The following is an 11,950-nucleotide window of genomic DNA, read 5'->3' on the forward strand; positions in this document are numbered from 1 at the left end:
GGCGCAGGACGGCGTCGGCCCGGTCGATGGTCTGGCGGAAGATTTTGGCGCGGCGGTAGAGGACTTCTCCCATGCCGGCGTGGCTTCCCCCCTGTCCGCTGAAGAGGAAGGCCAGGCGGGGACGTCGCCCACTGGCGACGCCAGCGGCGATTTGGCTGGCGTCGTCGCCGACGGCGGCGCCGTCGCCGGCCAGCCAGCGGCGGAGTTTCATTGCCGCTTCGGCGCGGGTGGCGGCGACCAGGGCCAGTCGCTCGGCGAGGTGGAAGCGGCCGGTCGCCGCCGTGTGGCCGATGTCGGCCAGCCGCTGGTCGGTGGTCTCCAGATGGTCGGCGTAGCGCTGGGCCAGTTGGCGCAGCGCTTGGGGGGTGCGGGCCGAGAGGCACAAGGGGTGTGGTTCGTTGGCGTCGGCCAGGGGCGTGGCGAGCGGGGCCTCCTCGAGCACGACATGCGCGTTGGTGCCGCCGAAGCCGAAGGCGCTGACCCCGGCGCGGCGCGGCCGCTCGGCCCGCCGAGGCCAGGGGCGGAGTCGGTCGTTGACGAAAAACGGCGAATCCTCAAACTCGAGCAATCGATTGGGCACATCGAAATGCAGCGTCGGCGGCAACTCGCCGTGATGCAGCGCCAGTATCGCCTTAATCATGCCTGCGATGCCGGCCGCCGGTTCCAAGTGACCAACATTCGACTTCACTGAGCCAATCGCGCACGATTGCCGTTGAAGATCGAAAACCTGGCGAAGCCCTTCTACCTCGATTGGGTCGCCCAGCGCCGTGCCGGTGCCGTGCGCCTCAATCAGATCGACGCCCGACGCCGGAAGCCGCGCGGACTGATAGGCGCTGCGGATGACGGCGGCTTGAGCCGAAGAATTGGGGACGGTGACTCCGGCGGCCTGACCGCCATGATTCACGGCGCTGCCGCGGATCAGCGCGTAGACTTGATCGCCATCGGCATGCGCCTTGGACAGCCGCTTCAATACGAGCATGCCCACCCCTTCGCCGAGCGCGTAGCCATCGGCGCGATTGCTGAAAGTGGCACAGCGCCCCGTAGGCGACAAAGCGCCCAGTCGACACATCAACTCGAAATGCGCGGCTGTCAGACCGACTTGGCTGCCGCCGGCAAGCGCCATTTCGCATTCGCCACGACGCAGACTCTCGACTGCCAGATGCACTGCTACAAGCGATGAACTGCAAGCCGTATCGAGCGCCAAAGATGGTCCTGTGAGCGAAAACTGATACGACAACCGATTGGCAAGCATCGACAGCGCGTTGCCCGTAGCCGCGTAGCTATCGACGCCTTCTGGCTGACTCACAAGCGCGGGTAGGTACTCGCTCGCCATGGCGCCGACAAACACGCCAACTGCGGCGCCATTCCTTTGCTCGCCGGCATAGCCCGCATCAGTCAGCGCGTCGTGGGCCGCTTCGATCAGCAACCGTTGCTGGGGGTCGATCTGCGCCGCTTCGCGCGGCGTCAGATGAAAGTATTCGGCGTCGAACTCATCAATGCGTTCCAACAGTGCGGCCGAGCGCGAATAAGTCGTGCCGCGCGCATGGCGGTCGGTCGAATACCGATCATGCAAATTCAGAGTCGACATTGCGTCGACGACTAAATTTCGGCCGTCGCGGATTGCGCGCCAAAACTCGCCCACCGTGTCGCAGGCGCCAAATCGACCGGCGATTCCGATGACGGCAATTAGTTCAGGAGTCGAATCGGCCTGATCGCCGTTGCGTTGGTCGTGCGCTGCGATCGGAACAATTTGCTCGGTTGGCAGACTGGTCAAAGTGGAGGATGGGGCCGGCGAGGACGCGAACTGCTCGACCGGGGACACCTGCCAATCGCTCGCCAAAGCTTGCGCCAGCCGCGACAGGGAGACGCATTCGTAGATCAAGGTGGGCGGAATTGGTTTTGTTGACCATTCGCTCAGGCGCGTGGCGAAGCGAGCAGCGAGGATCGAATCGACGCCTAGCTCTACAAGTGGCCGTCGGGGATCGATCGACTGTGGCGCTCGTTCGGTAATCGTCGCGAATTCCCGAACGAGGACTTCGACCAATTCGCTGGGCTGCTTGATCGAAGTAGCGCCTTGACGCGAAGTGTCGGCGGACGCAGCGGCCAACGTAACCGGCTTGCTGGGAGGGGTTAATGCAATCTGATTCACCCAGTACGGTTCGCGCTCAAAGGGATAGGTGGGGAGGACGACGCGCCGCAGATCGTCATCGCGATGAACTTGCGACCAGTCGATGTTGGCGCCGGCAGCGAACAGACAGGCCAGCACCGCGCAGAATTCGGTCCAATCGTCGACCGTTGCCGGTCCGGGCGTTGCCGGATGATTGAGCAGTTCATCGAGTCGCGGGCGATCCCCGCTGTTTACAACTTGCGAGAGTCGCGCTCGCAGCGGTTGTGAAAGCCGCGGCAGCAGTTCGACAAGTCTCGAAATCAGAGTCTGGTTGTCGCCATCCTGGTCGCCGGTATTGATCAAGCGACTTGGCCAGTGGTTTTTCCGCGGCCAGGATTCAAGTTGTCGAAGTTGATCGGCGAGTTGATCGCGCGAACTGGCTACGATCGCGAGGCGATGTTCCCAGGCCGTTCGACCAACGTTCGAGGTGAAACAGGCGTCAGCTAGCGAGGGATCGCTCGTCGAGCAGATCCAATTGCGATAGCATGCGGTTAGTCGCTCCAGCGCGCGATCGTTGTGGGCCGAGAGCGTCAAGACATACGCGTCTCGCCTTGGCGAGCCAATATTTCTGCTCGGGGCGTTCTCCAACACTGCGTGCGCATTGGCGCCGCCAAAACCGAATGAGCTGATAGCGGCTCGGCGAATCGCGTCGGTCCAGGGACGCGGACGCGTGGCCACATAGAACGGAGACGCCTCCCAAGGGAACCGTTGGTTGGGAGATTCGCAGTGGAGCGATGGGGGAATCTCGCTGTGTTGCAAGCTCAGCGCCGCCTTGATCAGGCCAGCGATGCCAGCCGCTGGCTCCAAATGCCCTAGATTGGTCTTAACCGATCCGATGGCGCACGATTCTGGCGAACGATGGGGGCCGATCACGGCATTCAGCGCATGCAACTCGATGGGATCGCCTAGCGCGGTGCCTGTGCCGTGCGCTTCCACCAATCCGATGGTTGCCGGATCGACCTTCGCGCAATCGTACGCGGCCAACAATAGTTCGCGCTGTGCCTCAAAGTTGGGGGCGGTTAACCCTGCCTTTCCATGTCCATCGTGATTGACCGCCGAACCCTTGATGACAGCCAGCACCTGATCGCCGTCCGCCAGGGCGTCGTCCAGTCGTTTGAGCAACACCGCGGCTACCCCTTCGCCGCGGACGTAGCCGTTTGCATGGTGATCGAATGTGGCGCACCGACCGTTTGGCGACAGCATGCCGGCGGTGGCAAGCAACCGAGTGGTGTCGTCGAGCAGAATGAGGTTGGCGCCCGCCGCGACCGCCAATCGAGCATCGCCAGCGAGGAGGCCACGACACGCCTGATGAACGGCCACTAGCGACGAGGAACAGGCGGTGTCGATCACGTGACTGGGGCCACGGAAGTCGAAAAGATACGACACGCGATTGGCGAGCATGGCCAGGGAGTTGCCTGCTCCGCGATGAGGATCGGCGGCGAGACCGAATCGCTCGCAGAGTTGGAGATATTCGCTTACGGAGGCGCCGACGAAGACACCTGTCTTGCTGCAGCGCGGATCGGACGGTCGGTAGCCCGCGCGTTCAAAGAGTTCCCAAACCACCTCCAGCAGCAACCGCTGCTGCGGGTCCATGAGACGGGCTTCGCGAGGGGCGATGCCGAAGAATTCGGCGTCGAATCCGGCGACATCACGCAAGAATCCGGCGGGGGCCAGTTCGCTGGAATACCCGGATAGCGACTCGCGCGATGACGGAAGTCGACCAACTGCGTCGTCGGCGGCTAGTAGATTCCGCCAGAATTGTTCCGGCGTGTCGGCATTGGGAAACCGCAACGACATGGCCACTATGGCGATGTCGTTATGTTCTGACTGTGCGTGCTGTTGCGCGGCTACTGAGGGATCAATCGATGCTTCGCGCGTGTGTGTGTCGCTGGATTGAATTGGCGATTTTGGGGCGGCGGCGCCATCTTTGGTCAGTCGCGCGAGAGACGCGGCATGATGCTCGCGTAGATAGTCGCACAATCGATTGATCGTCGGCTGCATGAAAAGCAGCACCGGCTCCAATCGTGTGGCGAGACGCTGTTCCAATTGCTGCACGATTTTGGTTGCCAGAATGGAATTGATTCCCAATTCCATGAAGTTGGCGTCGGTGGCGATTAGGTCGGCTTCCATGCCCACCACGGCGCCGATTTCGCACGCGACGGCGCGCCGAACCTGTTCTCGATCGATTTGGGGAGCGCGCGGTTCAGCGCCCGGTGCCGGTTGCAGCAGCGATTCGTCCGATCGAGTGAACGGGGGCGGTTGCTTATCGGGACGCTGCGAGTCGAATTTCAGCGTCAAGAGATGCGCTTGATTGGCTGCCAGCGTCTGCTCAAAGATCGCGCAGCCAGCTTCTGGCGACAATTGGCGCAGGCCGCTTGCGACAACGTGCTTTGCCATGCCGTCGCCCGCCCATGCCGTCCAGCCGATGCTGAGCGCCGTCAGGCCGGCGGTGGCGCGCCGCTGGGCCAAGGCGTCGAGAAAGGCGTTTGCCGCCGCGTAATCAGTTTGGCCGGGAATACCGAACCACGCGCTGACCGAGGAGAACAGCACAAAATGTTGCAATGGGTCGCGCCGAGTGAGTTCGTCGAGAAGCGCTGCGCCGCGGGCCTTGGCGAGAACGACTTGCTGGAAGTCGTCGATTGATTTGTTGACCAACCAGTGGTCGTGTAGCACGCCGGCGCAATGGAAGACTCCCCGCAAGGCGCCCAGCTTCTGGCGCGCGTCATCCAGCGCTTGCTCCAACTGATGACGGTCCGCGACATCGGCGGCCAGATACTCGACGGCGCCGCCAAGCTTGCGGAGTTCGGCCAGTCGCTGCCGGCGGCGCCCATCCAAGCGATCGACTGGGGTGCGGCCGATGATCGCCAACGGCGCGCCGCCAAGCCGAATGAGGTGGCGGCAGATTTCGAAGCCGATAGCGCCGAGGCCGCCAGTGACGAGCGATGCGCCGTTCAGATCGAGCGAAGTTCTTGTCATTGCTTCGCTGGCCGGCGTCAATGTTGGCGCGAGTCGCAAGGGACCGCGCAGGGCGATTTCCGCGTGACTGGCAACTGTTTGCAGTTCTTTTGTCACTCGGCCCGCAAAATCCGCCGCGGCTGTGTCGCTCGCCGTGAAGTCGCGCAGGCGGATGTTCAAATGAAAGTGCTCGTGAGACCACGCGCGGCAGAAACCCCAGAGCGCCGCCAGCGCGGGATTTGCCGATTCCCGCGCGCTGGTTGCCATGGCGCCGGCCGTGACAAGCCACACCTCCAGCGGTTGCTCGCCAGCCGACGAGACGCGGCGCGCCAGTTCGTAAAACGACGTCAGCAGCGAGAAATCGTCGCTTGTCGATACAACGTGTGGCTCGGGCAGAGCCACAATCAGGCCGGCGCGGTCGCTAGAAGTCAGAAATGCGCCGATCGTGTTTGCGTCGTCTGAGCCCAGGATGGCGATGTCCGCAAACGAGACGTGCGGCCGTAATTGGCTGGCCAACTCAATGGCAAGTTCTGGGGACTTGGCGACGACCAACCATCGGCCAGATGGCAAGGCGCGCTGTGACTGCGATTCGCTCGCCTGCCAGCGAACCGAGTGAAGCCAGCCATCCAAGTCAGGCACTTCGACGCCGAGCGGATTGCGTGGGCGAATGGTTGAATCGACGACGGCTGGCAGCCAGTGGTGGCGTCGTTCAAACGGATAGGTCGGAAGTGGAACCAGCCTGCATCCGCGTCGTTCATATTCAGCAATTTGCGCGACTTCGTCGACCCTCTCCCGTGTGACGGACGCTTGACTGGCGGCGACCGCCGCCAGTTTGCCAATCAATTCCGCGCGCGACTTGGCGGTCAGCAGGACTTGCTCCGCGAAGTGCTGGCGGCCGCGCAGCGTCGTGTAGCAAATGTCGTCCAAGCGCTGATCGGTGGTCTTCAAATACTCCGCAAATCGCTCAGCTAATTGCTGAAGCGCGGCAGGGGTGCGAGCGGATAGCCGCAACACGTTGCGATCTGATCCGGAATGTGAGGCACGTGAGGCGGCCAGTGGGCCTTCTTCCAGGACGACGTGCGCGTTGGCGCCGCCAAAGCCAAACGAGCTTACGGCGGCTCTGCGCTGGTGGTCGTCCGACGCTGTCCAGTCGCGCAAGCGCTCGTTCACATAGAACGGCGTCGACTCGAATGAGATAAAACGATTTGGCGAACTGAAATGGAGCGTCGGCGGCAATTCGCGATGCCGCAGCGCCAGCGCGATCTTGATCACCCCGGCAAGGCCGGCGGCCGCCTCCAAGTGTCCGATGTTGGATTTCAGCGATCCGATGGCGCATGTCTGTCGCGAGGCACTCGGCTGCATGACGCGGCCAAGGCCTTCCAGTTCAATGGGGTCGCCCAATGCGGTGCCTGTGCCATGCGCTTCGAACAAACCAACTGTGTGCGGCGCGATGCCTGCGGTTTGATAGGCGCGGGCCAGTAGTTCTGCTTGGCTAGTGGCGCTGGGCGCGGTGAGGCCGTTGGTGCGTCCGTCTTGATTGATCGCGCTGCCGCGAATAACGGCATAGACGTCATTGCGATCGCGGAGGGCGTCGGCCAATGGCCGCAAGACGACAACGCCGATGCCTTCGCCGCGGACATAGCCATTGGCGCGGTCGTCAAAGGCCTTGCAGGCGCCATCCGGCGACAGCATACCGGCATCTTCGAGCGATTGCTGCAATGGCTCGGCGAGCAGCAGATTGACGCCCCCCACCAGCGCCAATCGGCATTCCCTCTGGCGGAGGCTTTGCGCCGCGAGGTGACAGGCCACAAGCGACGACGAGCAGGCGGTGTCGATGGTCAGACTTGGGCCGCGCAGATTGAGGAAGTAGCTCAGCCGGTTCGCAAGGATCGACAGACAGTTGCCGGTCGCCGTGAAGGCGTCAACGATGCCCGCCGACGCAGAGAGTTGCAAGTAATCGTTTGAGCTGGCCCCGATGAAGACACCCGTTGCTCCGAGAAGTTCGGTTTGAGCGACCAGCCCACTGGTCTCCAGCGCTTCCCAGGCGGTTTCCAACAGCAGACGCTGTTGGGGGTCCATTCGATCGGCCTCGTGCGGCGTGATCTCGAAGAAGGAAGCGTCAAACTGATCGATGCCGCGGACAAATCCCCCCCCGCGCGCGCTGCCGGTGTCGACAGTCGAAGTGCGATCTGGCGGAATGGGTCCGATACTGTCGAGGCCCTGGCGAATGTTTTGCCAAAACTCATCGGGCGAGTTCGCGCCGGGAAAACGGCAGGCGATGCCGACGATAGCAATGGCATCGTCGGGCAGCGACTGCGATGGCGCCACCGGCTGTGCCGCTGAAGACTCTGGCGGTTGCGTGCTGCTTGATTCCGGAGCGCCTAAGAGACGCGCCACCGCCGTGATATTCGGGCAATCGTAGAACAAGGTGGGCGAGATGGGGCGCCCGAGCCACTCCTCCAACTGACCAGATAGCGCAATGAGGTGCGCCGAGCCTAGGCCCAGGCTGGTGAAGGAGCGGTCAACGAAAACCTGATCGAGCGGTGTTAAAAAGTCGCGCGCGATCGCGATTCGCAACCATTGAACGACATCCGCAATGGAAGGCGCAAAGCGGTGTTCCGCCTGCGGCGGCAACTCGTTCACATCAGGCGAAGTTTGCGGAGCCTCTCCCAAAGTCCAGCGGTGCAGAACTTGTCCGATTTCAGGGCTATCGGCCAGGTAATCGGCGCGGCACAGTTGTCGTTGTTTCTTGCCGCTGGTGGTCTTGCGCATGGTGCCAGGCGCGAGCAACAGGATAGAGAAGACCTCGACCCAATGCTGGTCGGCCACGACGGCGCGGACGGCCTCGAAGATATCGCCAGCTTGCTGCTCGTCGTGGCCGCTCTCCGCCAGGAGGACCAAGCGTTCCTGTCCGGCGCATTCGACCGAGAAGGCCGTGGCGCAGCCCAGGCGTATGGCGGGGTGACAGTTTTCCACCGAGGACTCGATGTCCTGCGGATGGTGATTCACTCCGTTGATAATGATCAGGTCTTTCAGCCGGCCCGTGACAAACAAGTCTCCCTGGGCGTCCAATAGTCCCAGGTCGCCCGTTCGCAAGAACGGTCCTTGGTCAGTATCAGCGAGCCGGGCCGCAAAATTCTCGGTTGTGTCGGCTGGCTTGCGCCAATAGCCGCGGGTGACCGCGGGACCGGCGAGCCAGATTTCTCCTACTTCGCCGAGGTCTTGTTCTGTTCGGTGCTCGGGATCAACGATGCGCAGTTCGACGTTGTGCAGCGCGCGGCCCGAACTGACCAAGGTCTTGGTATTGGAGACTTCCTGGGATACCACCGCGCGGCCTTGCTGGTCCAGGGCGTGGCGGTCCACGACCATCGAAACGGGCGTTGTGCCGATCGGTTTGCAAGTTGCAATGAGCGTGCCTTCGGCCAATCCATATTCGGGAGCGAAGGCTTCTGGCCGAAACCCGCATGGGGCGAAGCGTTCGCAGAACTGCTCAATCAAGTCGTAGCGTAGCGGTTCGGAACCGTTGCCTGCCGCGCGCCAACTGGAGAGATCGAGAGTCGCCAGGTCGTCCGGCTTCACGCGCGCTGCGCACAAACCATAAGCGAATGACGGCGCCTGACCATGGGTTCCGCGATATTTGTCGATCGCGCGGAGCCATCGCAAAGGGCGCTGGACAAACGCCTGCGGCGCCATGAGGAAGCAAGGAAAGCCGCTGAATAGCGGCTGCAAGATGCCTTCAATCAATCCATAGTCGTGAAAGTACGGCAACCAAGAGACCGTGCGGCAATTTGGGCCGTATCCGCCTGCCAGACGAATGCCGTATAGATTCTGGATCAGGTTGTCATGGGCGACCATGACCCCTTTGGGATGAGAAGTCGAGCCCGACGTGTATTGAAAGTACGCCAGTTGATCGGCGCTGATCGACTCTGGACGCCAAGGGTTGGCGTCCGCGCTCTCGATGCAGTCAGTCGCCAACAACGAGAGATTATGGAAGGGATTATCTGCTGCTTGGTTGGATTGAAATACAGGCTGGCACGATTCAATCGTGAGCAGGGCCGCGGCCTCGGCGTCTTCGACGACGACCTGAATGCGGCGCAGCGCGCGCTCGGCGCGCGAGGATTCTGGCAACGGAATCGGCACGGCGATCATACCGGCGTACAGACAGCCAAAGAACGCCGAGACGACTTCCAGACATTGCGGATAGACCAGCAGCGCTCGATCGCCGGGCGACATGCGGCAGACAAGCTCAGCCGCAATGGCCCGCGCGCGCTGGTCCAGCTCTCGATAGGTGAGCGTGTGCGACTGGCGCTCGCCGTTTTCGAGAAACGCGTAGGCGAGCTGGTCGCCTTGATGCTCCGCGCGGTGGCGAAGTATCTCGACCAGCGAGGCAGCGTGCCAGGGCTCGTACAAGTCGGTCATGGCCGTTGACGGAGGAGCGGAAGAGATGGAACGTCGGCATCCACTTGCTTGACACAAGCCGATGCCAAATAGCCCAGCAGAGCGTTGGAATAACTCGCTCTTTGCCTAGTGGAATCCATTCTCGCCAGGGAAAGCCCAACGTCGACCGGGCCATGGCGCCGCAGCGATGCGCTTAGGCCATCGTAAGCGGGAGGCAATCAGTGTTCAAATGGGCAGATCCTCTCAGAGGGAGGAAGCGTCCGGCGGGGGTGTTATGCCACATTTTCGCGGCCGACGGCGCGCGGTTCGATGGGGCCGGCGATGGCGTGGCGTTCGTGGCGCGCCGGATCGTCGGCCGCATCGACTTGAAAGACGCGTTCAATGACGAACGGCGGTCGCCGGCGCGCTGCCTCAAGCGTGCGAACCATGTATTCGCCCAAGAGCCCAATCATGAGCAATTGCGCTCCGCCGACCACCAAGATGGCGACCATCACGGACGCCCACGAATGCACGTAGCGAGCATTGAGGAAGATGACGGAGAAAGTGACCAGCGCGGCGTAGGCGAAGCCGAGCGTGGCGAGCGCGACTCCCAGCACCGACGCGGCGCGAATTGGCAAATGCGAAAAGGAAACAAAAGTGTCGATCAGATACGTGATCTTTTTGGACCAGCTCCACATCGAGCGGCCGTAGTGCTGCGCGCGCTCTTGACGATGGTAGTGGACGATCGCCGGCTCGAAGCCGGTCCACAGCACCATGCCGAGCCCGGCGCTGGGTTCGTGAGTCTCGCGCAGCACGTCAAGCACCAGACGATCGAGCAGACAAAAATCGCAACCGCCCGGCGGCATGGAAGGGATCGCCATGCGGCGCAGGAATTTCCAGGAGAGATTGGCGGTGACGGTGGTGAGCCAGGGGTCCTTGCGACTGGCGCGCGCGGCGAGCACCACCTTGTAGCCGGCGCGCCAACGTTCGAGCATTTCGCCGATCAACTCGGGCGGATCCTGCAGGTCGGCCGAGATGGCCACGACGGCGTCGCCGCGAGCGCAAAAGATGCCGGCGGACGAGGCGGCGTTGGAACCAAAGTTGCGCGCGAGCTTGACGGCGCGAACGCGCGGATTGGCGCGCGCCAGTTCTTCCATCACCTGGTACGAATCGTCGCGCGAGCCGTCGTCGACAAAGACATATTCAAACTCCTCGGGCTGCGAGCGGGCCAGTTCGTCCAAGCGCACAACGAGATCGCGCAAACTGGCGGCGTTGTGATAAACGGGAACGACGACGGAGATCAGTCGCATGCGGAGTCGACCTGGAGCATTCAGAGCCAGCGCGGCGAGCGAGCGCCGATGAGCGCTGCCATCATCGTAACTGCCGCCTGCTAGTGGGTCAGCCACCGGCGGCGGAAAACCGGGCAATGTCGCGCGCGAAAATATCGCGAATTCGCAATTAAAGGATAATTCGAAAAATATGCTCACATTTACCGTAATTGGCTCCCGCCTCCTGCGCGAACCAGATAATCGAGCGATTGGTGACCTGCGTGCTGCCATATGAATACTCGGCGCCGACCGAGCGCAGCCGCGCGTTGACCTCGGGGCCGAGCTTGCCCATCCAGCCCATGAATTCGGGGCTGACGGCCGACAACAAGCCTTGCACTAGATTGAGTCCCCAGCGCGACCAGCGATCGCGATGGTAGCGATAGGTGACGAAGGCGCCGGGCGCGGCGACATCGGGGACAAGCACCAGATCGGCCATGCGGCCAGCGACCGACTGCTCGACCCACTTCTCCATCAAGGCGCCGACCGCATGCTCGTCGAGAAAGGGATCGGCGTGAAAGCGATCGTACGGGTTGACGGTTTGTCGGGCGGCTTGCGCCAAGCTGGGCACGTCGGCCGGAGTGGCCTGCCGAATGGCTTGCCGCTCGTACGCTTCTGGCACGCGCACCGGGCCGTGTTGAAAGTAGCGAGTTTCGATGAGTGAAAAACCAACCTCGCCTAGCGCGCGCAGCAGCGCCAGATCGCGCGGGTCGACGGCCGACCAGACGTAGCGCGCGCCGGCATGCGACAGCTTGTGCAAGAGGCGTTCGAGGGCCGCGGCGTATTGCAAGCGGGGGCGAAAGGTCGGCGCTTCCAACGGAAACACGCCGTCCAGTTTGGCGACGCCATAGCCAAAGAATTCGGTGTCCCACGGCAACATTTGAGCAAACAGGCCGATCACCGCGCCATCGGCGAGCGTGGCCCGAAAACGAAAGTCATGCGCCTCGTCGAGCGGGCGCGTCAGTTCTTCGGCATGGATCGCACGATCGCCGCGGCGCGAAATGCCGGGCACAAAGTCGAGCGGGCTCCACGGCAGATGCTCGACGAGAAACCGTCGCGCGTCGTCGAGCAGCGGCGCCAAAGGCGCGAGCTTGATGGAGGAATGTCCGTTGGTGGTTTGAATCAT

General features: G+C 62.5%; 3 protein-coding genes. All 3 read right to left on the minus strand.

Annotated features, from left to right (window positions below; all coding sequences use genetic code 11):
• A partial coding sequence (locus tag K1X71_01345) for an SDR family NAD(P)-dependent oxidoreductase (GenBank protein ID MBX7071765.1) occupies positions 1-9,541 on the minus strand: 9,541 nt, incomplete at its 3' end.
• Between the two features lie 251 nt (positions 9,542-9,792).
• Positions 9,793-10,809 (minus strand): glycosyltransferase, encoded by a 1,017-nt coding sequence (locus K1X71_01350; GenBank protein ID MBX7071766.1) that lies wholly within the window; start codon positions 10,807-10,809, stop codon positions 9,793-9,795.
• Positions 10,810-10,957: 148 nt separating this feature from the next.
• Positions 10,958-11,950 (minus strand): hypothetical protein, encoded by a 993-nt coding sequence (locus K1X71_01355; protein MBX7071767.1) that lies wholly within the window; start codon positions 11,948-11,950, stop codon positions 10,958-10,960.

Source organism: Pirellulales bacterium, from assembly GCA_019694455.1.
Taxonomy (GTDB): domain Bacteria; phylum Planctomycetota; class Planctomycetia; order Pirellulales; family JAEUIK01; genus JAIBBY01.

Coding starts and splice junctions, on each gene's coding strand:
- K1X71_01355 (MBX7071767.1), bottom strand. CDS start 11,950: ATGATTCAAACCACCAACGGACATTCCTCCATCAAGCTCGCGCCTTTG.
- K1X71_01350 (MBX7071766.1), bottom strand. CDS start 10,809: ATGCGACTGATCTCCGTCGTCGTTCCCGTTTATCACAACGCCGCCAGT.